Origin of the sequence: Prescottella soli (assembly GCF_040024445.1) — a bacterium.
GTDB classification, from domain to species: Bacteria; Actinomycetota; Actinomycetes; order Mycobacteriales; family Mycobacteriaceae; genus Prescottella; species Prescottella soli.
Genome location: NZ_CP157276.1, coordinates 4,213,061 through 4,236,774 on the forward strand (window position 1 = coordinate 4,213,061; position 23,714 = coordinate 4,236,774).

The following is a 23,714-nucleotide window of genomic DNA, read 5'->3' on the forward strand; positions in this document are numbered from 1 at the left end:
TAGGTAACATGAAGGCTGTCACATCGGCGCGGTGGTCGGGCGTGCATCACGTCCGGGCGCGCGAAGGGCGGGAATCGAAATGGCCTACGTCATCACCCAGGCGTGCTGCAACGACGCGAGTTGCGTCTCGGCGTGCCCCGTGAACTGCATCCACCCGACACCGGAGGAAGCGGAGTTCGCGACCACGGAGATGCTCTACATCGAGCCGCAGACGTGCATCGACTGCGGTGCGTGCGTCGACGCCTGCCCGGTCGGCGCGATCTTCCCCGAGGATCAGCTGACCGCGTCGCTCGAGCGGTACCGGGAGATCAACGCCGACTACTACACGCGGCACCCGCTGCAGCCGGGCTGGATCCCGCTGACGCCCGCCACCCCGCCGGTCCGGGACCTCGGCACGCTGCGCGTCGCGATCGTCGGCGCCGGACCGGCGGCCTGCTATGCCGCCGAGGAGTTGCTCAAGCGGTCCGACGTCGAGGTCGAGATGTTCGAGAAGCTGCCTACGCCGTGGGGGCTGGTGCGTGCGGGTGTCGCGCCGGACCATCCCGGCACCAAGGTGGTGACCGAGATGTTCGACTGGTCCCTGGGACGGGACGAGTTCCAGTTCCACCTCAACGTCGAGGTCGGTCAACACGTCAGCCACGCCGACCTGCTGGCCCATCACCACGCGGTGATCTACGCGGTCGGCGCGTCGAGCGACCGCGCGCTCGGGATTCCCGGCGAGGACCTGCCCGGCAGCCACGCCGCGACCGAGTTCGTGGCCTGGTACAACGGGCACCCCGACTACGCGGATCGCACGTTCGACCTCTCGGGTGAGCGGGCCGTCATCGTCGGCAACGGCAACGTCGCGCTCGACGTCGCCCGCATCCTCACGGCGGACCCGGACGATCTCGCCAAGACGGACATTGCCGACCATGCGCTCGAGGCGTTGCGGCGCAGCAATATTCGTGAGGTGGTGCTGCTCGGACGGCGCGGTCCCGCGCAGGCCGCGTACACCAACCCCGAGTTCCTGGCCCTCGGCGACCTGCCGGGTGTCGACGTCGTGATCGACCCGGCCGAGGCGGCGCTCGATCCCGCGTCGCAGGCGCTGCTGGACGGCGGCGTCGAGCCGGCCGTGGTGATGAAGGTGCGCCTGGCGCAGGAGTTCTCGCAGCGCACACCGGCGCCGGGCAACAAGCGGATCGTGTTCCGGTACCTGACGTCGCCGACGGAGATCCTCGGCGCCGACCGGGTGGACGGACTGACCGTGGTCGCGAACGAACTGGTCGAGGACGCCTCCGGCGGCCTTACGGCGCATCCCACCGACGACGCCGAGCGCATCGACACGTCCCTGGTGCTGCGATCGATCGGCTACCGCGGCCGGCCGCTCGCCGGTGTTCCGTTCGACGACCGCCGGGGGGTGATCCCGAACGATCGCGGTCGTGTCGTCGTCGGGGCGGGGGAACCGCTCGACGGTGTGTACGTGACCGGGTGGATCAAGCGGGGCCCCACCGGCGTCATCGGCACCAACAAGACGTGCGCCCGGGAGACGGTGGCCCGGATCGTCGAGGACTTCGAGGCGCGGCGCCTGCCGACACCGGCCGGCGGGCGCAGGGAACTCGGCAAACTGCTGGCGCGCCGTCAGCCCGAGCGGATCTCCCGCCGCGGCTGGGACGCGATCGATCGCGCGGAACGCAGCCGGGGACTGGCCTCGGGGCGGCCGCGCGTGAAGATGACCGAGACGGCCGAGATGGTGGCGGTCGGCCGCAAGCGTCGAGGCCTGTTCGCCGGGTAGCGTCACTGCAGGGGGCATTCGGGCCCTGCGGATTCGGAGGTGGGAAGTGCGCGCAGTGGTGGTCACGGAACTGGCGGGGCCGTCGTCGATGGTGGTGCAGGACGTGCCCGAACCGGACGCGACCAGCCTGGTCCTGATCGACGTGAAGGCCAGCGGCGTGTGCTTCCCGGACCTGCTCATCAGCTACGGCAAGTACCAGCTGCGTCCAGAACCGCCGTTCGTGCCGGGCACCGAGATCGCCGGCGTCGTCGTCAGCGCCCCGGAGGCCAGTGGATTCGAACCGGGGCAGCGAGTGCTCGCCGTGTCGAGCCTCGGTGGTTACGCCGAGCAGGTCGCGGTCCATCCGGCGCTGGTGCTGCCGATCCCGGACGAGCTGGGATTCGACGAGGCCGCGTCGCTCATCATCAACTACCAGACCATGGAGTTCGCGCTGGGTCGCCGGGCCCGGCTGCAGGCGGGGGAGACCGTCGCGATCCTCGGTGCGGCGGGCGGTGTCGGGACGTCGGCGATCCAACTGGCGAAGGCGCACGGCGCGCGGGTGATCGCGGTGGTGCGCCGCGACGGCGCCGACGACTTCCTGCGCGAGATCGGCGCCGACGACGTCGTGCGCCTCACCGACGGATGGGCGACCCGGGTGCGTGAGCTCACCGGTGGGCGCGGAGCCGATGTGGTGGTCGATCCGGTCGGCGGCGACGCGTTCGACGACGCGGTCCGTGCGCTCGCGCCGGAGGGCCGGTTGCTGGTGATCGGATTCGCGGGCGGGGGCATCCCGTCGATCAAGGTCAACCGGGTCCTGTTCCGGAACATCAGCGTCGTCGGGGCCGCGTGGGGTGAGTTCCTGCGGACCGAACCGTCGGCGCTCGCGGAGACGCACGCCGCTCTGGTGAAGCACGTGCGGGCGGGGCTGCGTCCGATCGTGACCGCGCGTTATCCGCTCGCGGCCGCCGCCGAGGCGCTCGCGGACCTCGAGGCGGGGCGCGTCCTCGGAAAGGCCGTCCTCGTCCAGGAGTGAGTGTGTTCCTCATCACCTGAGCCCCTCCTGCGCGGAAAATCTGTTGCTGCAGGTCCGGGGCTCGTGGTGTCGTGGACGAGTCGCGAATCCGGGTGGGGACCGAGCATCCTTGCGTTGTTGCAATAGTTGCGCAGTCGCTACTATTTCCGTTCGTGGCAGATGTGACTCCAGATGAGGTCTACGACGCGCTCGAGGAGTTCATCATGCGTCTCCTGGGCATGGGGGAGTCCGAGTCGATGGACACCCTCGTCGCGATGGACCTGTCCTTCTCGCAGGTTCGCGCGCTCTTCGTGCTGGCGCAGCACGGGGAGCCGATCGCGATCAACGAGGTCGCCGAGTGTCTTCGGATGTCGGTGGCTGCGGCCGGTCGGAACATCGACCAGTTGGTGTGCCAGGAATTGGTACTGCGCCGTGAGGACCCCGGAGATCGCCGGATCAAACGGGTCTCGCTGACGGAGTCCGGGCGAACCCTGGTCTCCCGTCATCTCGAAGACAAGCGTGACGAGCTCCGTGCATTCGCGGGACGGTTGGATCAGCCGGATCGCGGGCGGTTGCTCGAGGCCCTTCAACCGATACTCGCAGGCGACGCCCTGCGGGCCCGAGGTCAGGAATTCTGTACATGACGACGCCCAACTCGACGACCGGACCCCAACCCGGGGCCCCCGAGTCGGACAAGATCGACGGCGCGGTCCTCAAGATCGCCTCCGTGGTGGTGCTCGGTGCCATCATGTCCATCCTCGACGTCACCGTGGTCAGTGTCGCGGTGCCGACGTTCATCGAAACGTTCGATACCACCTATGCAGTCGTCGCCTGGACGATGACCGCCTACACGCTGGCACTGGCCACCGTCATCCCGATCACGGGCTGGGCGGCCGACCGGTTCGGCACCAAGCGGCTGTACATGTCGGCACTCGTGCTCTTCGTGGTGGGTTCCGTGCTGTGTGCCTTCGCCTGGAACATCGAGTCGCTCATCGCGTTCCGCGTGATCCAGGGCTTCGGTGGCGGCATGCTGATGCCGCTCGGCATGACGATCATGACCCGCGCGGCGGGTCCGGAGCGTGTCGGCCGCGTCATGGCGGTCCTCGGTATCCCGATGCTGCTGGGCCCGATCTGCGGTCCGATCCTGGGTGGCTGGCTGATCGACGCCGCCAGCTGGCACTGGATCTTCCTCATCAACCTGCCCGTCGGCATCGTCGCGCTGACGGCCGCGTTCAAGTTGCTGCCCAAGGACAAGCCGAGCCCGTCGCAGGCGTTCGACTTCGTCGGCATGCTGCTGCTCTCGCCCGGTCTGGCGCTGTTCCTGTTCGGTGTGTCGTCGATCCCGGAGACCGGCACCATCGCCTCGGCCCGTGTTCTCGTCTCGGCCGGCATCGGACTGGTGCTGATCATCGGATTCGTGTTCCACGCGCTGCGCAAGGATCACCCGTTGATCGACCTGCGTCTGTTCAAGAACCGGCAGCTGACGGTCGCGGTGCTCACCACGTCGACGTTCATCGTCGCGTTCATGGGTGCGGGTCTGCTGTTCCCGAGCTACTTCATCCAGGTGCGCGGTGAGTCCACGCTGGCCGCGGGCCTGCTGCTCGCGCCGCAGGGCATCGGTGCGATGGTGACGATGCCGATCGCCGGCCGACTGGTCGACAAGATCGGTCCCGGCAAGATCGTGCTGACGGGTCTGCCGCTGATCGCACTGGGCATGTTCTCCTTCACCCAGCTGTCCTCGGACTCGCCGTACTGGCTGCTGCTCGGCTCGCTGTTCGTGCAGGGGCTCGGCATGGGCTGCACCATGATGCCGCTGATGACGGCCGCGATGGTGACGCTGAAGAACGAGATGATCGCCCGCGGTTCGACGCTGATGAACATCGTCCAGCAGACCGCCGGTTCGATCGGCACCGCGACGATGTCCGTGATCCTGACGAACCAGCTCCTCGACCGCGGTCTCACGAACGAGACGGTCATGGCGCAGCACTTCGACCAGGTGGTGGCCACTGAGCCCCCCGGCATGCCGGAACACATCCTGGGCGCGGCGGCCGAGGCCTTCGGCAACACGTTCACCGTCGCGTTCGTGCTGGTTCTGTGCACGCTGATCCCCGCGTTCTTCCTGCCCCGTCGGCGCGTCACGCCGACGACCGAGGACGTCCAGCCGGTGATGATGCACTGACGCTCAGCACGTCGAGGAGCCCCCGAGTGATTCGTTCACTCGGGGGCTCTTCGCGTTGTCCGAGTTGGCGTCGGCGCGTCGCCCCGATCTTGTCGGGGGTCGGTTCTATCGTCGCGACAGGAGCCTCGAGTAGGGAAGGGGCGATCATGGCTGTCGAGCCGGACGTCGCGCACAACCCGGACAACACTTCGCACTGGCACTACTACGCGGTGGTCGGTACCACGATCGACGGCGGTCACACGCTCGCCGAGTTCGGTCCGCACGGCACCGCGCTCACGGCGCTGCAGGTCGCCGTCCAATCGGTCAACCACACCGCGTTCTCGATGTTCGAGCAGGGCGTCGTGGGGAACATGTTGGCCGATTCCGATCTGGTGGAGCGTCTCCCGGTCACGGACTTCGCGATCGAGCGCCAGCACGCCGTCACCCGCGTGCCCGACTTCGGATGGTCGCTGAGCGGCGGCCGTCGGGACTGGGGCGCGGAGGCCGATCTGAGCGCCTGATCGGCGCCTGACCTGCGGCGCAGTGCGTTCGTGTCCGCCTACACCCCAATAAACAATCACTCGCGCTTGATTTATGGCGACCTCGATGTGATGCTGGTCTCATCATTCGAGGAGGGGTAAGTGGCTGACTTGAACAAGATCGTCGACGACCTTCGCGCGGAGGGGGCGGTGCTCGACGCGCTCGTCGCGGATCTGCCCGACGATCGGTGGGCGACGCCGACACCGGCCGCCGGCTGGACCGTCGCGCACCAGATCGGTCACCTCGCGTGGACCGACCGGGCTGCACTGATGGCGGCCACCGACGAGGACGCGTTCGCGGCGCAGCTCACCGAGGCGTGGAAGAACCCGCAGGGCTTCGTCGACGAGGGCGCCGAGGTCGAGTCGCGGCGCCCGCCGCGCGAGCTGCTGGCCGACTGGCGGACGACCCGCGACCGGCTGGCCGAGGTGCTGCTCGCGGTCCCGTCCGGCGCGAAGCTGCCCTGGTACGGGCCGCCGATGGGTGCGGCCTCGATGGCGACCGCTCGGCTGATGGAGACGTGGGCGCACGGGCGCGACGTCGCCGACGCGCTCGGGGCGTCGACCGACGCGACCGACCGTCTGAAGCACATTGCGCGACTGGGTGTTCGCACCCGCGACTTCGCGTACAGCGTCCACCAGCTCACGCCGCCGGCCGAGGAGTTCCGGGTCGAACTGGCCGCTCCCGACGGCACCGTGTGGGCGTGGGGTCCGGAGGACGCGACCCAGCGGGTGACGGGGCCGGCCGAGGAGTTCTGCCTCCTCGTCACGCAGCGTGTCGACCGGGACGCCACGGCGCTGCGGACGACGGGTGCGGACGCCGAGGAGTGGCTCGGCATCGCGCAGGCGTTCGCCGGCCCACCCGGTGCGGGCCGCGACGCCGCGCAGGCGGACCGGACGGAGGCGGCGCGATGACCGTGTCCCCGGCACCCGTCCGGATCGGCAACTGCTCGGGTTTCTACGGCGACCGCATCTCGGCCATGCGCGAGATGCTCGAGGGCGGCGAACTCGACTACCTGACCGGTGACTACCTCGCCGAGCTGACGATGCTCATCCTCGGGCGGGACCGCATGAAGGATCCGTCGCGCGGCTACGCGAAGACGTTCCTGCGGCAGGTCGAGGACTGTCTCGGCCTGGCGCTCGAGCGGGGCGTGAAAATCGTCGCGAACGCCGGCGGACTCAACCCGGCCGGACTCGCAGACACGCTGCGCGAGGTGAACGACCGGCTGGGGCTGAACGCGAAGATCGCCCATGTCGAGGGCGACGACCTGATCGCGCGGGTCGCCGAGCTCGGGCTCGACCGCGACACCACGCCGCTGACCGCCAACGCGTACCTGGGCGCGTGGGGCATCGTGGACTGCCTGGGCGCGGGCGCCGACGTCGTCGTCACCGGCCGGGTCACCGACGCGTCGGTGATCGTCGGGCCCGCCGCGGCGCACTTCGGCTGGGCGCGAGACGATTTCGACAAGCTGGCGGGTGCCGTGGTCGCCGGTCACGTGATCGAGTGCGGCACGCAGGCCACTGGCGGCAACTACTCGTGGTTCACCGAGATCGTCGACCTCGGTCGCCCCGGGTTCCCGATCGCCGAGATCGCCGCCGACGGATCGTCGGTCATCACCAAGCACTCGGGTACCGGGGGAGCGGTGACCGTCGACACCGTCACCGCCCAGTTGCTGTACGAGATCACCGGCGGCCGGTACGCGAATCCCGACGTGACCGCGCGGATGGATTCCGTCGAGCTCTCCGCCGCGGGCCCCGACCGCGTCCGCATCGCGGGTGTGACCGGGGAGGCGCCGCCGCCGCAGTACAAGGTGTCGCTCAATGCGCTCGCCGGATTCCGCAACGAGGCGACGTTCGTGCTCACCGGGCTCGACATCGAGGCCAAGGCGGAACTGGTTCGACGGCAGATGGATTCGTGGCTCACGGACAAGCCGCAGGAACTCGAGTGGACGCTCGCGCGCACCGACCACCCCGACGCCGACACCGAGGAGGCCGCGAGCGCGTTGCTGCGCTGCACGGTCCGCGACACCGACCCGAACGTCGTCGGCCGCGCGTTCTCGTCGGTGGCCGTCGAACTCGCGCTCGCCAGCTACCCCGGATTCACGCTCACCGCGCCGCCGTCGAACGGGCAGCCGTACGCGGTGTTCACGCCCGGGTACGTCGACGCCGACCAGGTGCCGCACGTCGCGGTGCTGCCCGACGGTAGTCGCGTCGACATTGCCCCGAGTGCCGACACCCGTGCGCTCGGGTATCTACCCGAACCGTCACTGCCGCAGCCGCTCACCGCCGACGACGCGGTCACGGTTCCGCTCGGCGCGGTCGCGGCCGCCCGCAGCGGCGACAAGGGCGGTAACGCCAACGTGGGGGTGTGGGTGCGCACCGACGAGCAGTGGCGGTGGCTGGTCCACGCGCTCACCGTCGACGAGTTGAAAAGGATGCTGCCCGAGGCGAAGTCGCTCGAGGTCACGCGGCACGTGCTGCCGAACCTGCGGGCCGTCAACTTCGTCATCGAGGGCATCCTCGGCCGCGGGGTCGCGTCGCAGGCCCGGTTCGACCCGCAGGCCAAGGGGCTCGGCGAGTGGCTCCGGTCCCGGCACATCGAGATCCCGACCGGCCTGGTCCCCAGTTACGCCGACGAACTTCAGGAAGGACACGCATGACCGTGTGGGACACCCCCGAGCGGCAGCAGCTGCGCAAGACCGTCCGCGGCTTCGTCGAGCAGGAGATCCTGCCGCACCTCGGCGACTGGGAGCGCGGCGGCGAGATCCCGCGCGAGCTGCACCGTAAGGCCGGCGCGCTGGGCCTGCTCGGCGCCGGATTCCCGGAGGAGGTCGGCGGCGACGGCGGTGACCTGGTCGACGCGGTCCTGATCTGCGAGGAGATGCACCAGGCCGGGGCGTCCGGCGGGCTGTTCGCGTCGCTGTTCACGTGCGGAATCGCGCTGCCGCACCTGATCGCGGCGGGCGATCCGCGGCAGATCGACCGCTGGGTGCGGCCCACGCTCGCCGGCGAGAAGATCGGTTCGCTCGCGATCACCGAACCGGGCGGCGGCTCCGACGTCGGGCACCTGCGGACGACGGCGGTGCGCGACGGTGACCACTACATCGTCAACGGCGCCAAGACGTTCATCACCTCCGCCGTCCGCGCCGACTTCGTCGTCACCGCGGTGCGCACCGACGGTCCGGGAGCCGGCGGGGTGTCGCTGCTCGTGATCGAGCGGGGCACACCGGGATTCGAGGTGGCACGCAAGCTCGACAAGATGGGCTGGCGCGCGTCGGACACCGCGGAGTTGTCGTTCGTCGACGCGCGGGTCCCGGTGGAGAACCTGGTGGGCGAGGAGAACTCGGGGTTCGCGCAGATCGCGCACGCGTTCCTCACCGAGCGCATCGCGCTGGCCGCGCAGGCGTATTCGAGTGCGCAACGGTGCCTGGACCTGACGCTGCAGTGGTGCCGCGACCGCGAGACGTTCGGCCGGCCGCTGATCTCGCGGCAGGCCGTGCAGAACACCCTGACCGAGATGACGCGGCGCATCGACGTCGCCCGCGTCTACACCCGCACCCTCGTCGAACGCTCGCTCACGTCGAGTGAGGACTTCGTCGCCGAGGTGTGCTTTGCGAAGAACACCGCCGTCGAGGCCGGCGAGTGGGTGGCGAACCAGGCCGTGCAGTTGTTCGGCGGCATGGGCTACATGGCGGAAAGCGAAGTGGAGAGGCAGTACCGGGACATGCGAATTCTGGGCATCGGAGGCGGGACGACCGAGATCCTGACCTCCTTGGCGGCCAAGCGATTGGGGTATCAGTCGTGACGATCCTGAAGTCGGCACTGGACACGAAGTCGGACGAGTACACGTCGGCGGTGGAGTCGATGACCACCAAACTCACCGAACTCGAGGTCGAGCATGCCAAGGCGCTCGCCGGCGGCGGGGAGAAGTACGTCGAGCGGCACCACAAGCGGGGCAAGCTGCTGGCCCGCGAGCGCATCGAACTGCTGCTCGACCCGGACTCCCCGTTCCTCGAGCTGTCGCCGCTCGCCGCGTGGGGCACCGAGTTCCCGGTGGGCGCATCGACGATCGTCGGGATCGGCGTCGTCAGCGGCGTCGAGTGCCTCATCGTCGCGAACGATCCGACGGTCCGCGGCGGAACCAGCAACCCGTGGACGCTGAGGAAGGGCTTCCGCGCCAACGACATCGCCGTGCAGAACCGCCTTCCGGTGATCTCGCTCGTCGAGTCGGGCGGTGCCGACCTGCCGACACAGAAGGAGGTGTTCATCCCCGGCGGGCGGATGTTCCGTGACCTCACCCAGCTGTCCGCGGCCGGCATCCCGACGATCGCGCTCGTGTTCGGCAACTCCACCGCGGGCGGCGCCTACATCCCGGGCATGTCCGACCACGTCGTGATGATCAAGGAACGCTCCAAGGTGTTCCTCGCAGGGCCACCGCTGGTGAAGATGGCGACCGGTGAGGAGTCGGACGACGAGTCCCTCGGCGGTGCCGAGATGCACGCCCGCAAGTCCGGCCTGGCCGACTACTTCGCCCTCGACGAGCAGGACGCGATCCGCATCGGCCGCAGCATCGTCCGCCGCCTCAACTGGAAGAAGCAGGGGCCGGCGCCGCGGGCCGAGGTGATCGAACCGCTCGAGGACTCCGAGGAACTGCTCGGCATCGTGCCGTCGGACCTGAAGATCCCGTTCGATCCGCGGGAGGTGATCGCCCGCATCGTCGACGGGTCCGACTTCGACGAGTTCAAGCCGCTCTACGGCTCGTCGCTCGTCACGGGCTGGGCCGAGCTGCACGGCTACCCGATCGGCATCCTCGCCAACGCGCGCGGCGTGCTGTTCAGCGAGGAATCGCAGAAGGCCACCCAGTTCATCCAGCTGGCGAACCGCTCGAACACGCCACTTCTGTTCCTGCACAACACCACCGGCTACATGGTGGGCAAGGAGTACGAGGAGGGCGGCATGATCAAGCACGGGTCGATGATGATCAACGCGGTCGCCAACTCGAAGGTGCCGCACATCTCGATCCTGCTCGGTGCGTCGTACGGCGCCGGCCACTACGGCATGTGCGGGCGGGCGTTCGATCCCCGGTTCCTGTTCGCGTGGCCCAGCTCGAAGTCCGCCGTGATGGGCGGCGCCCAACTCGCGGGCGTCATCTCGATCGTCGGCCGCGCCGCGGCCGAGGCCCGCGGGCAGGCGTTCGACGAGCAGGCCGACGCCGGCATGCGGGCGATGATCGAGAACCAGATCGAGGCCGAGTCGCTGCCGATGTTCCTGTCCGGGCGCCTGTACGACGACGGCGTGATCGACCCCCGCGACACCCGCACGGTGGTGGGAATGTGCCTGTCGGCCATTGCCACCGCCCCGATCGAGGGCACCGAGAACTTCGGCGTCTTCCGGATGTGAGTGAAGAACATTGATGACTTCTGCGAGTAACTCCACGATTACGTCCGTGCTGGTCGCCAACCGCGGCGAGATCGCCCGCCGCGTGTTCGCGACGTGCCGTCGCAGCGGCGTCGGCACCGTGGCGGTGTTCTCCGACCCGGACGCCGCGAGCCCGCACGTCGCGGAGGCCGACGCCGCCATCCGGCTGCCGGGAGCGACCCCCGCCCAGACGTACCTGCGCGCCGACGCGATCATCGCCGCGGCGCAGGCCGCCGGCGCCGACGCCATCCATCCCGGCTACGGATTCCTCTCGGAGAATGCCGATTTCGCACAGGCCGTCGAGGCGGCCGGTCTCACGTGGATCGGCCCGCCCGCCAAGTCGATCGCGCTCATGGGCTCGAAGGTCGAGTCCAAGCGCATCATGGCCGAGGCCGGGGTGCCGGTCCTCGCGGAACTCGACCCCGAGTCGGTGACCGAGGCCGACCTGCCGGTCCTGGTCAAGGCGTCCGCCGGCGGCGGCGGGCGCGGCATGCGGGTGGTGCGCGAGCTGTCGGCGCTGCCGCACGAGATCGAGGCGGCCCGCCGCGAGGCGCAGTCCGCGTTCGGTGATCCGACGGTGTTCTGCGAGCGCTACCTCGAGACCGGACGTCACATCGAGGTGCAGGTGATGGCCGACCGGCACGGCACCGTGTGGGCGATCGGGGAGCGCGAGTGCTCCATCCAGCGTCGCCACCAGAAAGTGGTCGAGGAGGCGCCGTCGCCGCTCGTCGAACGCATTCCAGCCATGCGAGCCAGGCTGTTCGACGCCGCGCGCCTCGCCGCGAACGCGATCGGTTACGAGGGCGCGGGCACCGTCGAGTTCCTGGCCGACGAGGCTGGCGACTTCTTCTTCCTGGAGATGAACACCCGCCTGCAGGTGGAGCATCCCGTCACCGAATGCACCACCGGACTCGACCTCGTCGAACTGCAGCTGCAGGTGGCGTCCGGTGCCGAACTGCCCGCCGAGCCGCCCGCGATCGGGGGCCATTCGATCGAGGTCCGGCTCTACGCCGAGGACCCGGCGCACGGCTGGCGTCCGCAGAGCGGCGTCGTCGAGCGTATCGAACTGCCCGGCAGCACCGTCGAGTTCGAGGTCCTCGAACGCACCGGCGTGCGCCTGGATTCGGGTGTGGAGAACGGTTCGGCGGTGAGCGTCTTCTACGACCCGATGCTTGCCAAGGTCATCTCGTACGCGCCCACCCGCGCCCAGGCCGCGCAGGTGCTGGCGTCGGCGCTGGCCCGCACCCGCCTGCACGGGCTGCAGACCAACCGCGATCTGCTCGTCAACGTTCTGCGGCACCCGGCGTTCCTCGCGGGCGACACCGACACCGCGTTCTTCGACACCCACGGGCTCGACTCGCTGGCGCGTCCCCTCGCCGACGAGAACGCGGAGAGGCTCTCGGCGCTGGCGGCCGCTGTCGCCGACGCCGCGGCCAACCGTGCCGCCGCACCGGTGCTCGGCGCACTGCCGAGCGGCTGGCGCAACCTGCCGTCGCAGCCGCAGAGCAAGCGGTACAACGGGATTCACGGCGACCACGACATCCGCTACCTGCTCACCCGATCGGGTCTGCGTGCGGAGGACTTCGACGACGTCGCGCTCGTGTCGTCCACGCCCGACCGCGTGGTGCTCGACGTCGGCGGGCTGCAGCGCCGGTTCGACGTCGCCCGCTACGGCGACCGGGTGTGCGTCGACTCGCCGCTCGGGCCGGTGACGCTCACCGCGCTCGCGCGGTTCGTCGACCCGTCGACCGTCGTCGCGGAGGGCTCGCTGCTGGCGCCCATGCCCGGCGCGGTCATCCGCCTCGGCGCGACCGTCGGAGACCGGGTCGCTGCCGGGCAGCCGATCCTGTGGCTCGAGGCCATGAAGATGGAACACACCGTCAAGGCGCCCACCTCGGGCGTGCTCACCGAACTACCCGTCGCCGTCGGCCAGCAGGTCGACGTCGGATCAGTCCTGGCAATCGTGGAAGCAGAAGTCGCAGAAGGAGAAACCGCATGAGCAACTTCATCGAGACGGAGGAGCAGAAGGAGTTGCGGGCCGCGGTGTCCAAGCTCGCGCAGCGCTTCAACTACGTCGACTACGTGCTGCCGAAGGCGCGCAAGGGCGAGCCGCTCACCGAACTGTGGAACGAGGCCGGCAAGCTCGGCTTCCTCGGTGTGAACCTGCCCGAGGAGTACGGCGGTGGGGGAGCGGGCATCTACGAACTCGCGCTGGTGCAGGAGGAACTCGCGGCGCAGGGCGCCGGGCTGCTGCTGGTCGTGGTCTCGCCCGCGATCTGCGGCACCATCATCGGCAAGTACGGCACCGACGCGCAGAAGCAGGAGTGGCTCACCGCGTTGGCCGACGGCTCGAAGATCATGGCGTTCGGCATCACCGAACCCGATGCCGGTTCCAACTCCCACCAGATCACCACCACCGCACGGCGGGACGGTGAGGACTGGATCCTTCGGGGCAACAAGGTCTTCATCTCCGGGGTCGACCAGGCCGACGCCGTCCTGATCGTCGCGCGCACCGAGGACCACAAGACCGGCAAGCTCAAGCCGGCGCTGTTCATCGTGCCCACCGACGCCGAGAATTTCGTCGCGACGCCGATGGAGATGGACATCGTCGAGCCGGACCACCAGTTCACGCTGTTCCTCGACGACGTGCGACTGCCCGCCGACGCGCTCGTCGGCTCCGAGGACGCGGCGCTGATGCAGCTGTTCGCCGGCCTCAACCCCGAGCGCATCCTCGGCGCGGCGATGGCGATCGGTATGGGGCGGTGGGCGCTCGAGGCCGGGGTGAAGTTCGCGAAGGAGCGCACCGTCTGGAAGACGCCGATCGGTGCCCACCAGGGTCTCGCGCACCCCCTGGCCCAGTGCAAGATCGAACTCGAACTGGCGAAGCTGATGCTGCAGAAGGCCGCGGTGCTCTACGACAGCGGCGACGACTTCGGCGCAGCCGAGGCGGCCAACATGGCCAAGTACGCGGCCGCCGAGGCCAGCATCAAGACCCTCGACCAGGCGATCCAGACCCACGGCGGCGGCGGGCTCACCAAGGAGTACGGGCTGTCCGCGATGCTCGGCGCGGCCCGGATCGCGCGGGTGGCGCCGGTGAGCCGCGAGATGATCCTCAACTTCGTCGCCCAACACTCGTTGGGCCTGCCCAAGTCTTACTAGGAGTGCCGACCATGACGGATCGACGTGTCCGCTACGACGTCGCCGACGGTGCGGCGACACTGACCCTCGACTCGCCGCACAACCGCAACGCGATCTCGACGCTGCTGGTGGAGCAGTTGCGGCAGGCGCTGGCCGACGCTGCGGCGGACGACGGTGTGCGCGCCGTCGTGCTCACCCACACGGGCGGCACGTTCTGCGCGGGGGCGGACCTGTCGGAGGCGAGCGCGGCCGCGGACGCGGACCCGGCGGAGCTCGCGGCGGCGCGCACCAGGCAGATGACCGAACTGCTGCGGGCGATCGTCGAGCTGCCCAAACCGGTGATCGGACGGATCGACGGTCACGTCCGCGCCGGCGGAATGGGATTGATCGGAGCGTGCGACGTCGTCGTGGCCGGGCCGGACAGTACGTTCGCCCTCACGGAAGCGCGTCTCGGTCTGGCCGCGTCCATCATCTCGCTGACGGTGATCCCGCGACTCACCTCGCGGGCGGCCGGACGATATTTCCTGACGGCGGAGAAGTTCGGGCCCCACGAGGCCGAGGCGATCGGGTTGATCAGCGAGGCCGTTCAGGATTCGAAGGAGGCGGTGCGCGAGTTGGTGGCCACGTTGCGGGCGTGTTCGCCGCAGGGGCTGGCGGAGTCCAAGAAGCTCACGACGATGCGGATGGTGGCCGACTTCGACCGCTACGCGGAGGGCCTGGCGGCGCAGTCCGCCAGGCTGTTCGGTTCGGAGGAGGCCGTCGAGGGGATGACGGCGTTCCTGCAGAAGCGGCCGCCGCGGTGGGCCGTCGAGGGCTGAGACGACCGTGGGGTCCGTTCCACGATGGAACGGACCCCACGGTCGTCGGAGCATCGGGTCAGCCGAAGATGCCCGAGATGGTGTCGAGCGAACCGGCGAAGAAGCTCAGGGCGCCGATGAGGTCGCTGGCGTAGCCGGCGAAGTCGGTGACGAAGTCGAAGAAGTCGACGAGCTCGGCAGAACCCATGTTTTTGCTCCTGTGAGTTGTTGTGACGAAAGAAAGGAAGGGTGCCCTTCCTTGGGGTATTAGTAACGTGTGCGTGGCCGTTCTGCAATGAAGTTGTGATGAAGGTTACCCTTACTTGGGGAACTATTGCTCGACGCGCCGCACGCACCGCCCACAAGGCGGCGTAGCCACACGACGGCCGGAAGACACCGGCGAGTACGACAGGAGAGCGAAACCGATGCGCGCACCACAACAGGACAGGAGCCGCCTCACCAGGCACCGACTCCTCGAAGCGACCGTCGACTGCCTGGCCGAGTTCGGTTGGTCGGCCACGACGGTGGCCGTCGTCGCGCAGCGGGCCGGAGTCTCGCGGGGGGCCACGCAGCACCATTTCCCGACGCGTGAGGACCTGATCACCGCGGCGCTCGAGTTCATGTTCGACAGCCGCATGGAGCAGGCGCACCGGGAGGCCACCGAGTTGCCCGACGGCGCCGGTCGCACCGAGGCGGTGGTCGCGCGGCTCGTCGACTACTACACGAGCACGCTGTTCAAGGCGGCACTGCAGGTGTGGACCGCCGCGGCCGCCGACGCGGAACTGCGGGCGCGGGTCGTCCCGCTCGAGGAGCGATTCGGCCGCGTCGCACACCGCACCGCTGTCGAGAGCCTCGGCGTCGACGACTCGGACCCCGCCATTCGCGGCCTCGTCCAGGCCACCCTCGATCTGGCCCGCGGGCTCGGCCTCGCCGACGTCCTGACCGACGACTCGCGGCGGCGCGACGAGATCGTGCGGTGCTGGGCGGCCCAGCTCGATGCGGCGCTCGGCTCGATCGCCGCCGCGCCGTCGCCCACGGCCCAGCTGTCGTAGCCGGTACAGTTCCGCTCCATGCCGAAGAAGCTGGTGGGTGCCCTGCTGGCTGCGGTGCCGCTGCTGCTCGCCGGCTGTGGCGGCGGCGGATCCGCGGAGGGCGCGTCCGGTGACGCGCCGGCGTCGACCGCGGGGGGTGCCGGTCCGTTCTTCGGTGAATGCGGGTCCGTGACCGACGACGAGGTCGCGAAGGCGTTCGGCGTCCCCGGCTTCGGGACCGCCGTCCGCAACTCGGTGGGCTGCGAGTGGCAGTCGTCCGCGCAGGACGGCCAGGGCTCCCCGCACGTCTCCTTCTCCTGGTACCGCGGCAGCCCGATCGGACGCGAGCGCGTCGGCAGTGAACTGATCGGGCGCCCGGCCACCGACATCGAGATCGGCGGCCGTCCCGGGTTCGTCGCCTCGTTCTCGAGTCGGTTGTGCGAGCTGGGCGTGCAGTTCGGCGACGATTTCGTGCACTGGTCGATCGCCTACGCGGACGCCGCGCCGACGGCGGATCCGTGCCGGGCGGCCCAGCGGCTCGCCGAGCTGACCGTCGAGAGGGCTGTGAAGTGAAGCGCCGCACGATCCCGGCGGCTGCTGCCGTGAGCGTCCTCGCGCTCTCGGGTTGCGGCGCCACCGTCGACGGCACGCCCGTACGCGAGGGGGCGACCGCGCCGGGATCGTCGTCCGCGTATGCGGCGCTGCTCACCGAATGTGACGCGGTCGACGGCGGCCAGATCGCCGACGCCGTGGGCGGCGGCGCGATCGAGCGCGGCTTCTTCGGTGCGATCTGCCGGTGGTCCGTCGCCGGCCCGGCCGGCCCGGTGCGGGTGACGTTCGACTGGTTCGAGACGGGTGCGCTCGACGTCGAGCGCGAGACGTCGCGCCGCCTGGGCTACACGGTCGAGGACGCGAGTGTCGACGGCCGTCGGGCGGTGCTCGCGCGGCAACCGCAGGATCCCGGTTCGTGCGGGATCTCCACCGGCAGCCCCGCCTCGGGTGTCGTCGGCTGGTGGGTGCAGTACCGGGGCGGGGCACATCCCGACCCCTGTGAGGCTGCGGCCACGCTGGCGAAACTGACGCTGAACCTGAGCGCCTGACGCCTTGCCCGACCCCTGGGGCCGCTTTGACCTCGAATGTAGCTGCCAGGTATCGTTGGGGGTCGTGTCCGACGTGCTCGGGCCGATCTGTGTGCCTATGCGAGGCATTGGCGTGCGCGTGTTTCTGGAGTTTCCGTGAGGTTTCTGCAGGTACGAGCATCCGGTTGCCTGTGTGGGGGTACGCGACACGCCCGACCTCGTGTGCACGCGCGGGGTGGGTGCGGGGCAGCAGCTTTCTTGCCCCAACCGATGGATCCCTAATTTCAGAACAGCCAGGGTTGCTCGTTTGAGCGGTCTGGAACCAACGAAGAAAGCCGATACATGCCAACCATCAACCAGCTGGTCCGTAAGGGCCGCCGCGACAAGGCCGCCAAGGTCAAGACCGCGGCCCTGAAGGGCAGCCCGCAGCGTCGTGGCGTGTGCACTCGCGTGTACACCACCACCCCGAAGAAGCCGAACTCGGCGCTTCGGAAGGTCGCCCGTGTGCGCCTGACCAGCTCTGTCGAGGTCACCGCTTACATCCCGGGTGAGGGCCACAACCTGCAGGAGCACTCGATGGTGCTCGTCCGCGGCGGTCGTGTTAAGGACCTCCCCGGTGTGCGCTACAAGATCATCCGCGGCTCGCTCGACACCCAGGGTGTCAAGAACCGCAAGCAGGCTCGCAGCCGTTACGGCGCCAAGAAGGAGAAGAGCTAATGCCACGTAAGGGCCCCGCTCCCAAGCGCCCGCTCGTCGCCGACCCGGTCTACGGCTCGCCGCTGGTCACGCAGCTGGTGAACAAGATCCTGCTGGACGGCAAGAAGTCCACCGCCGAGCGCATCGTCTACGGTGCCCTCGAGCAGGCTCGCGAGAAGACCGGCACCGATCCGGTCGTCACCCTCAAGCGCGCGCTCGACAACGTCAAGCCCGCCCTCGAGGTCCGCAGCCGCCGCGTCGGTGGCGCCACCTACCAGGTGCCGGTCGAGGTTCGCCCCGGCCGCTCCACCACGCTGGCCCTGCGCTGGCTGGTCACCTTCTCGCGCGCTCGTCGTGAGAAGACCATGGTCGAGCGTCTCGCCAACGAGCTTCTCGATGCGAGCAACGGCCTGGGCGCTTCGGTGAAGCGTCGCGAGGACACCCACAAGATGGCTGAAGCCAACAAGGCGTTCGCGCACTACCGCTGGTGACACCACGCCAGGCCGGGGGAGCCTTCCGGGCACCAAATCCCTCGGCCTGGCGTTGTCACTACTGTGTCGGTTCCGTCACCGGGCCGGCTGACAAGAAAAAGAGACGTGGCCCCAGAAGGGCCGACACGATCAACGAGCGGGGAAGAATCCTGTGGCACAGGAAGTGCTGACCGACCTGAACAAGGTCCGCAACATCGGCATCATGGCGCACATCGATGCCGGCAAGACCACCACCACCGAGCGCATCCTCTTCTACACCGGTGTGAACTACAAGATCGGTGAGACCCACGACGGTGCGTCGACCACCGACTGGATGGAGCAGGAGAAGGAGCGTGGTATCACCATCACCTCCGCTGCTGTGACCTGTTTCTGGAACAAGAACCAGATCAACATCATCGACACCCCCGGCCACGTCGACTTCACGGTCGAGGTCGAGCGTTCGCTGCGCGTCCTTGATGGCGCTGTCGCAGTGTTCGACGGCAAGGAGGGCGTCGAGCCCCAGTCCGAGCAGGTCTGGCGCCAGGCTGCCAAGTACGACGTTCCGCGCATCTGCTTCGTCAACAAGATGGACAAGATGGGCGCGGACTTCTACTTCACCGTGCAGACCATCATCGATCGCCTCGGCGCGAAGCCGCTGGTTCTCCAGCTGCCGATCGGTGCCGAGGATGACTTCGACGGTGTCGTCGACCTCGTCGAGATGAAGGCCATCACCTGGCGCGGCGTCGTGCCGACCGGTGCTGAGCCCACCATCGAGGAGATCCCCGCGGATCTGGCCGACAAGGCTGCCGAGTACCGCGAGAAGCTGCTCGAGACCGTTGCCGAGTCCGACGAAGCTCTCATGGAGAAGTACTTCGGCGGCGAGGAGCTCACGGTCGAGGAGATCAAGGGCGCCATCCGCAAGCTCACGGTCAACTCCGAGCTGTACCCGGTGCTGTGTGGCTCCGCGTTCAAGAACAAGGGCGTGCAGCCCATGCTCGACGCGGTCATCGACTACCTCCCGAACCCGCTGGACATCGGCGAGGTCCACGGCCACGCCGTGAACAACGAGGAAGAGGAGCTCACCCGCAAGCCGAGCAAGGAAGAGCCGTTCTCGGCTCTGGCCTTCAAGATTGCGGCGCACCCGTTCTTCGGCAAGCTCACCTTCGTGCGCGTCTACTCGGGTCGTATCGAGCCGGGTGCCCAGGTCCTCAACGCGACCAAGGGCAAGAAGGAGCGCATCGGCAAGCTCTTCCAGATGCACGCCAACAAGGAGAACCCGGTCGACGAGGCCGTCGCGGGCCACATCTACGCGATGATCGGCCTGAAGGACACCACGACCGGTGACACCCTGTGCGACCAGGCGAACCCGATCGTCCTCGAGTCGATGACGTTCCCGGACCCGGTCATCCAGGTCTCGATCGAGCCCAAGACCAAGTCCGACCAGGAGAAGCTGGGCACCGCGATCCAGAAGCTCGCCGAAGAGGATCCGACCTTCTCGGTCGAGCTCGACGAGGAGACCGGCCAGACCGTCATCGGCGGCATGGGCGAGCTCCACCTCGACATCCTCGTCGACCGTATGCGTCGTGAGTTCAAGGTCGAGGCCAACGTCGGCAAGCCGCAGGTTGCGTACCGTGAGACCATCACCAAGCCGGTCGAGAAGCACGAGTTCACGCACAAGAAGCAGACCGGTGGTTCGGGCCAGTTCGCAAAGGTCATCATCGCCCTCGAGCCGTTCGTCGGCGAGGACGGCGCGAGCTACGAGTTCGAGAACAAGGTCTCCGGTGGCCGCGTTCCGCGCGAGTACATCCCCTCGGTCGACGCCGGTGCCCAGGACGCGATGCAGTACGGTGTTCTCGCCGGTTACCCGCTCGTGAACCTGAAGCTGACCCTGCTCGACGGCGCTTACCACGACGTCGACTCCTCGGAAATGGCCTTCAAGGTCGCCGGTTCGCAGGCGCTCAAGGAAGCCGCCCGCAAGGCCGGCCCGGTCATTCTCGAGCCGCTCATGGCTGTCGAGGTCACCACGCCCGAGGACTACATGGGTGAAGTGATCGGCGACCTCAACTCCCGCCGTGGCCAGATCCAGGCCATGGAGGAACGCAGTGGTGCCCGTGTCGTGAAGGCGCTGGTTCCGCTCTCGGAGATGTTCGGTTACATCGGTGACCTGCGGTCGAAGACCCAGGGCCGAGCGAACTTCTCCATGGTGTTCGATTCCTACGCAGAGGTTCCCGCGAACGTCTCGAAGGAAATCATCGCCAAGGCGACCGGCGAGTAACCTCGGTTTCGTCGGCCGAAGCACGACCAACGTAATAACCAACCGCACTGCTGCATACCGCAAGCACAATCAGTCCAGGAGGACATCCAGTGGCGAAGGCGAAGTTCGAGCGGACCAAGCCGCACGTGAACATCGGCACCATCGGTCACGTCGACCACGGCAAGACCACGACCACCGCGGCCATCACCAAGGTGCTCGCCGACAAGTACCCGGATCTCAACGAGAGCTTCGCGTTCGACCAGATCGACAAGGCTCCCGAGGAGAAGGCTCGCGGCATCACGATCAACATCTCGCATGTTGAGTACCAGACGGAGAAGCGTCACTACGCTCACGTCGATGCCCCCGGTCACGCCGACTACATCAAGAACATGATCACCGGCGCTGCCCAGATGGACGGTGCGATCCTGGTCGTGGCCGCCACCGACGGCCCGATGCCGCAGACCCGCGAGCACGTGCTGCTCGCCCGCCAGGTCGGCGTGCCCTACATCCTCGTCGCGCTGAACAAGGCCGACATGGTCGACGACGAGGAAATCCTCGAGCTCGTCGAGATGGAGGTCCGCGAGCTGCTGGCCGGCCAGGAGTTCGACGAGAACGCTCCGGTCATCCCGATCTCGGCTCTGAAGGCACTCGAGGGCGACGCCAAGTGGGTCAAGTCCATCGAGGATCTGATGGACGCCGTCGACGAGTCCATCCCGGACCCGGTTCGTGAGACCGACAAGCCGTTCCTGATGCCGGTCGAGGACGTCTTCACGATCACCGGTCGTGGCACCGTCGTCACCGGTCGTATCGAGCGTGGCGTTGTCAACGTGAACGAGGAAGTCGAGATCGTCGGCATCCGTCCCGATGTCACCAAGACCACGGTCACGGGCATCGAGATGTTCCGCAAGCTGCTCGACCAGGGCCAGGCGGGCGACAACGTCGGCCTGCTGGTTCGTGGCATCAAGCGCGAGGACGTCGAGCGTGGCCAGGTTGTCGTCAAGCCCGGCACCACCACCCCGCACACCGAGTTCGAGGGCCAGGCGTACATCCTGTCCAAGGACGAGGGCGGCCGCCACACGCCGTTCTTCAACAACTACCGTCCGCAGTTCTACTTCCGTACGACTGACGTGACGGGCGTTGTGACCCTGCCCGAGGGCACCGAGATGGTCATGCCCGGTGACAACACCGAGATGTCCGTCGTGCTGATCCAGCCGGTCGCCATGGACGAGGGCCTGCGCTTCGCGATCCGTGAGGGTGGCCGCACCGTCGGTGCCGGTCGCGTCACCAAGATCGTCAAGTGAGCTAGTTCTCTCTGACGGTTGATCCCGTCGATGGCGCTCACTCCTTCGGGAGTGGGCGCCATTCGGCGTTTCGGGGGTCAGGACGCGGTGATCGTGAAGGCGCGTCGGGCCAGACTCAACAGCTCGCGCAGGGCGGGGGACGGTGCGGGGCGCCAGACGAGTGCCAGCACCGCCGCGATGTCGACGTCCTCGATGACGACCGGGACCAGATCCGGACAGGACGCGGCCATCGACTCGCTCAGGACGGCCACCCCCAGTCCGCGGGCCGCGAGATCCGTCACCGCGTCCGGTGTGCTGGCCTGCATCGCAATGTGCGGGGTGATGGACAGTCCCGCGCAGCCGCGGTCCAACACCGTTCGGATACCGGTCCCCGCGGGAAGGCAGATCAGCGGGTACACGCACACGTCGGACAGTCGCGTGGCCGGCAGCGCGGTGAGCGGGTGCCCGGCGGGCGCGACCGCGACGAGACGTTCGGACACGATCGTCAGTGAGGCGAGATCGGCGGGCGGGTGCTCCGCCACCCCGACGAGCGCGATGTCGAGCGTGCCCGCGCGCACCCGGTCGACGAGTCGATCGGAGTTGTCCTCGACGAGATCGACCACGATGCCCGGATGCGCGCGTCGGCAGGCCGAGAGCGCGTCGAAGAGCGGCGTCACGGTGCACGCGGTGACCATTCCCACCGCGAGCCGCCCGCGGACCAGCTGATTCACGTCGTCGACGGATTCACGCACGGCCCGAGCCGCGGCGAGCGTGGCGCGGGCGTGGGGGAGAGCGGCTTCGCCGGCTGCGGTGAGCGTCGTGACCCGGGCGGACCGGTCGAACAGGAGCGCACCCAGTTCGTTCTCCAGCTGGCGAATCTGTGCGCTGATACCGGACTGGCTGATGTGCACACGCGCCGCGGCACGGGTGAAATTGGCTTCCTCCGCGACGGCGACGAAGTACTCGAGCTGACGCAGTTCCATAACTGCCGATTCTAGTTTCGAGAACAACTATCTGTTGGACTTCTGACTCGCGCGCCTCGATGCTGGATTCACCGATTCCGGTTCGCGAGAGAGGAAGTCGCACATGTCGAAGTTGCAGCTCGAGAAGGCCATGACCCCGGAGGATCTCACTCGGCTGTTCGTCGAGCGGTCGAACGCCGGCGACGCGGACGGTGTCGCCGCGCTGTACGAGGAGGACGCGGTGATGGCGTATCCGCCCGGGTCGCTCACGGTCGGCCGCGCGGCGATCCGAGACCTGTGGGCGCACGTGCTGAGCCATGCGCCGCGCTTCGAACCCGAACCCCCGCTCCCGACGCTGGTGAGCGGCGACCTCGCGCTGACGTCGACGCCGCCGCGGGACGGTGCGGGTGCCCGCGCGCAGGTGGTCCGACGCCAGCCGGACGGAAGCTGGCTGCGCGTGCTGGATCAGCCCGAGTTCGTCACACCCGGCGACGACCGCTAGTCGCTGACCCCGACGCGCAACCCGTGTGCGGCAGCGAAACTGACGGCCTGGGTCAGTTCGATGGCGGCGCCGGTGAGCTTCGCGGACGTCCACAGGGACGGGTCGACGCGGGCGCCTTCGAGGTCTGCGTCGTCGAGGCGCAGGTCGGCGGTGCGGGCGCCCGTCAGGTCGGCGCCGCGCAGGATCGCCTTGCGCAGATCGGCGCCGACGAGGTTGGCTTCGCGCAGCCGGCACCCGGACAGGTCGACGCCGCGGAGGTCGACCTCCCCGAGCGATGCGAGCGTGAAGTCCACCTCCTCGAGCGTGAGTGGGCGGATCCGGGATTCCCGGATCACCGATCCCATGAAGCTCGAGTGCTGGAACGTGCTGTCCCACATGCGGGTGTACTCGAAGTGGCAGTTCCGGAATGCGGTGCCGCTGTGCCGCGATCCGGTGAGGTCGGCGCCGGTGAAGTCGCAGCCGGTGAAGGTGACGTTCTCGGTGACGAGTCCGGACAGGTCCGCGTCCCGGAAGTCGCACCCGGTGTAGGTGCGGCGGCGCCAGGTCTCACCGGCGAAGCACGCGTCGGAGAAGTCCTCGCGCTCGAACTCGGTGTCGTCGGCGGCCGGGTCGGGCTGGATGTCACTCACCC

Annotated in this window: 23 protein-coding genes; 20 read left to right on the forward strand and 3 right to left on the reverse strand. The window is 68.5% G+C overall.

All coding sequences use genetic code 11. The features are described 5' to 3' along the window. The first annotated feature begins 79 nt into the window (after positions 1-79). The 12 genes from ABI214_RS19625 (at position 80) to ABI214_RS19680 (ending at position 14,830) form a co-directional block, all read left to right on the forward strand. Complete coding sequence (locus tag ABI214_RS19625; RefSeq protein ID WP_348604163.1) at positions 80-1,771, forward strand: FAD-dependent oxidoreductase; 1,692 nt, start codon at positions 80-82, stop codon at positions 1,769-1,771. Between the two features lie 46 nt (positions 1,772-1,817). Continuing rightward, positions 1,818-2,783 (forward strand): NADPH:quinone oxidoreductase family protein, encoded by a 966-nt coding sequence (locus ABI214_RS19630; RefSeq protein WP_348604164.1) that lies wholly within the window; start codon positions 1,818-1,820, stop codon positions 2,781-2,783. A gap of 152 nt (positions 2,784-2,935) precedes the next feature. Continuing rightward, the gene (locus tag ABI214_RS19635) at positions 2,936-3,406 is read left to right on the forward strand and encodes a MarR family winged helix-turn-helix transcriptional regulator (protein ID WP_348604165.1); all 471 of its coding nucleotides are present in this window, start codon (positions 2,936-2,938) and stop codon (positions 3,404-3,406) included. Next, positions 3,403-4,941, forward strand: coding sequence for a DHA2 family efflux MFS transporter permease subunit (locus ABI214_RS19640; RefSeq protein ID WP_348604166.1), 1,539 nt, complete (start codon positions 3,403-3,405; stop codon positions 4,939-4,941). Before ABI214_RS19635 ends, ABI214_RS19640 begins: the two co-directional genes overlap by 4 nt. A gap of 146 nt (positions 4,942-5,087) precedes the next feature. Beyond that, positions 5,088-5,441: a hypothetical protein gene (locus ABI214_RS19645; protein ID WP_348604167.1), complete on the forward strand. Its 354-nt coding sequence runs from the start codon at positions 5,088-5,090 to the stop codon at positions 5,439-5,441. A gap of 120 nt (positions 5,442-5,561) precedes the next feature. Further along, complete coding sequence (locus tag ABI214_RS19650) at positions 5,562-6,371, forward strand: TIGR03084 family metal-binding protein (RefSeq protein WP_348604168.1); 810 nt, start codon at positions 5,562-5,564, stop codon at positions 6,369-6,371. Continuing rightward, complete coding sequence (locus ABI214_RS19655) at positions 6,368-8,116, forward strand: acyclic terpene utilization AtuA family protein (protein WP_348604169.1); 1,749 nt, start codon at positions 6,368-6,370, stop codon at positions 8,114-8,116. The genes ABI214_RS19650 and ABI214_RS19655 overlap by 4 nt, the downstream gene beginning before the upstream one ends. Further along, positions 8,113-9,261 carry an acyl-CoA dehydrogenase family protein gene (locus tag ABI214_RS19660; protein WP_348604171.1) on the forward strand — a complete coding sequence of 383 codons (1,149 nt, stop codon included), beginning with the start codon at positions 8,113-8,115 and terminating at the stop codon, positions 9,259-9,261. The genes ABI214_RS19655 and ABI214_RS19660 overlap by 4 nt, the downstream gene beginning before the upstream one ends. After that, positions 9,258-10,856, forward strand: coding sequence for an acyl-CoA carboxylase subunit beta (locus tag ABI214_RS19665; RefSeq protein ID WP_348604172.1), 1,599 nt, complete (start codon positions 9,258-9,260; stop codon positions 10,854-10,856). Before ABI214_RS19660 ends, ABI214_RS19665 begins: the two co-directional genes overlap by 4 nt. 13 nt (positions 10,857-10,869) lie before the next feature. Continuing rightward, positions 10,870-12,873 carry an acetyl/propionyl/methylcrotonyl-CoA carboxylase subunit alpha gene (locus ABI214_RS19670; RefSeq protein WP_348604173.1) on the forward strand — a complete coding sequence of 668 codons (2,004 nt, stop codon included), beginning with the start codon at positions 10,870-10,872 and terminating at the stop codon, positions 12,871-12,873. Beyond that, positions 12,870-14,033, forward strand: a complete 1,164-nt coding sequence (locus tag ABI214_RS19675) for an acyl-CoA dehydrogenase family protein (protein WP_348604174.1) — start codon at positions 12,870-12,872, stop codon at positions 14,031-14,033. The genes ABI214_RS19670 and ABI214_RS19675 overlap by 4 nt, the downstream gene beginning before the upstream one ends. 11 nt (positions 14,034-14,044) lie before the next feature. Beyond that, positions 14,045-14,830 (forward strand): enoyl-CoA hydratase family protein, encoded by a 786-nt coding sequence (locus tag ABI214_RS19680; protein ID WP_348604175.1) that lies wholly within the window; start codon positions 14,045-14,047, stop codon positions 14,828-14,830. Between the two features lie 58 nt (positions 14,831-14,888). Here ABI214_RS19680 and ABI214_RS19685 read toward each other — a convergent pair whose 3' ends face one another. After that, positions 14,889-15,017, reverse strand: coding sequence for a hypothetical protein (locus ABI214_RS19685; RefSeq protein WP_348604176.1), 129 nt, complete (start codon positions 15,015-15,017; stop codon positions 14,889-14,891). A gap of 217 nt (positions 15,018-15,234) precedes the next feature. Here ABI214_RS19685 and ABI214_RS19690 point away from each other — a divergent pair, with 217 nt between their 5' ends. The 7 genes from ABI214_RS19690 (at position 15,235) to tuf (ending at position 21,640) form a co-directional block, all read left to right on the forward strand. After that, a complete protein-coding gene (locus ABI214_RS19690) occupies positions 15,235-15,861 on the forward strand; it encodes a TetR/AcrR family transcriptional regulator (protein ID WP_348604177.1) in 627 nt (208 codons plus the stop codon). Positions 15,862-15,879: 18 nt separating this feature from the next. After that, the gene (locus tag ABI214_RS19695) at positions 15,880-16,413 is read left to right on the forward strand and encodes a DUF3558 domain-containing protein (protein ID WP_348604178.1); all 534 of its coding nucleotides are present in this window, start codon (positions 15,880-15,882) and stop codon (positions 16,411-16,413) included. Beyond that, the gene (locus ABI214_RS19700) at positions 16,410-16,940 is read left to right on the forward strand and encodes a DUF3558 domain-containing protein (RefSeq protein WP_348604179.1); all 531 of its coding nucleotides are present in this window, start codon (positions 16,410-16,412) and stop codon (positions 16,938-16,940) included. Before ABI214_RS19695 ends, ABI214_RS19700 begins: the two co-directional genes overlap by 4 nt. A gap of 321 nt (positions 16,941-17,261) precedes the next feature. Beyond that, on the forward strand, positions 17,262-17,636 hold the full coding sequence (gene rpsL, locus ABI214_RS19705) for a 30S ribosomal protein S12 (protein WP_127915634.1): 375 nt from the start codon (positions 17,262-17,264) through the stop codon (positions 17,634-17,636). Then, entirely contained in the window at positions 17,636-18,106 is a 471-nt protein-coding gene (gene rpsG, locus ABI214_RS19710; RefSeq protein WP_005518273.1) for a 30S ribosomal protein S7, read from the forward strand. The genes rpsL and rpsG overlap by 1 nt, the downstream gene beginning before the upstream one ends. 151 nt (positions 18,107-18,257) lie before the next feature. Further along, the gene (fusA, locus tag ABI214_RS19715; protein ID WP_348604180.1) at positions 18,258-20,360 is read left to right on the forward strand and encodes an elongation factor G; all 2,103 of its coding nucleotides are present in this window, start codon (positions 18,258-18,260) and stop codon (positions 20,358-20,360) included. Between the two features lie 89 nt (positions 20,361-20,449). Continuing rightward, entirely contained in the window at positions 20,450-21,640 is a 1,191-nt protein-coding gene (gene tuf, locus ABI214_RS19720; RefSeq protein WP_348604181.1) for an elongation factor Tu, read from the forward strand. Between the two features lie 77 nt (positions 21,641-21,717). On the opposite strand, the gene ABI214_RS19725 is transcribed toward tuf, so the two are convergent. Next, positions 21,718-22,602, reverse strand: coding sequence for a LysR family transcriptional regulator (locus ABI214_RS19725; RefSeq protein ID WP_348604182.1), 885 nt, complete (start codon positions 22,600-22,602; stop codon positions 21,718-21,720). 103 nt (positions 22,603-22,705) lie between these two features. On the opposite strand from ABI214_RS19725, the gene ABI214_RS19730 reads away from it, so the two are divergent. Continuing rightward, on the forward strand, positions 22,706-23,083 hold the full coding sequence (locus ABI214_RS19730) for a YybH family protein (protein WP_348604183.1): 378 nt from the start codon (positions 22,706-22,708) through the stop codon (positions 23,081-23,083). Here the strand turns inward: ABI214_RS19730 and ABI214_RS19735 are convergent. Continuing rightward, the gene (locus tag ABI214_RS19735; protein WP_348604184.1) at positions 23,080-23,712 is read right to left on the reverse strand and encodes a pentapeptide repeat-containing protein; all 633 of its coding nucleotides are present in this window, start codon (positions 23,710-23,712) and stop codon (positions 23,080-23,082) included. The two genes, ABI214_RS19730 and ABI214_RS19735, sit on opposite strands and share 4 nt — an antisense overlap. Positions 23,713-23,714: the final 2 nt, after the last annotated feature.

Coding starts and splice junctions, on each gene's coding strand:
- ABI214_RS19625 (WP_348604163.1), top strand. CDS start 80: ATGGCCTACGTCATCACCCAGGCGTGCTGCAACGACGCGAGTTGCGTC.
- ABI214_RS19640 (WP_348604166.1), top strand. CDS start 3,403: ATGACGACGCCCAACTCGACGACCGGACCCCAACCCGGGGCCCCCGAG.
- ABI214_RS19645 (WP_348604167.1), top strand. CDS start 5,088: ATGGCTGTCGAGCCGGACGTCGCGCACAACCCGGACAACACTTCGCAC.
- ABI214_RS19655 (WP_348604169.1), top strand. CDS start 6,368: ATGACCGTGTCCCCGGCACCCGTCCGGATCGGCAACTGCTCGGGTTTC.
- ABI214_RS19660 (WP_348604171.1), top strand. CDS start 8,113: ATGACCGTGTGGGACACCCCCGAGCGGCAGCAGCTGCGCAAGACCGTC.
- ABI214_RS19670 (WP_348604173.1), top strand. CDS start 10,870: ATGACTTCTGCGAGTAACTCCACGATTACGTCCGTGCTGGTCGCCAAC.
- ABI214_RS19675 (WP_348604174.1), top strand. CDS start 12,870: ATGAGCAACTTCATCGAGACGGAGGAGCAGAAGGAGTTGCGGGCCGCG.
- ABI214_RS19680 (WP_348604175.1), top strand. CDS start 14,045: ATGACGGATCGACGTGTCCGCTACGACGTCGCCGACGGTGCGGCGACA.
- ABI214_RS19685 (WP_348604176.1), bottom strand. CDS start 15,017: ATGGGTTCTGCCGAGCTCGTCGACTTCTTCGACTTCGTCACCGACTTC.
- ABI214_RS19690 (WP_348604177.1), top strand. CDS start 15,235: ATGCGCGCACCACAACAGGACAGGAGCCGCCTCACCAGGCACCGACTC.
- ABI214_RS19695 (WP_348604178.1), top strand. CDS start 15,880: ATGCCGAAGAAGCTGGTGGGTGCCCTGCTGGCTGCGGTGCCGCTGCTG.
- rpsL (WP_127915634.1), top strand. CDS start 17,262: ATGCCAACCATCAACCAGCTGGTCCGTAAGGGCCGCCGCGACAAGGCC.
- rpsG (WP_005518273.1), top strand. CDS start 17,636: ATGCCACGTAAGGGCCCCGCTCCCAAGCGCCCGCTCGTCGCCGACCCG.
- ABI214_RS19725 (WP_348604182.1), bottom strand. CDS start 22,602: ATGGAACTGCGTCAGCTCGAGTACTTCGTCGCCGTCGCGGAGGAAGCC.
- ABI214_RS19730 (WP_348604183.1), top strand. CDS start 22,706: ATGTCGAAGTTGCAGCTCGAGAAGGCCATGACCCCGGAGGATCTCACT.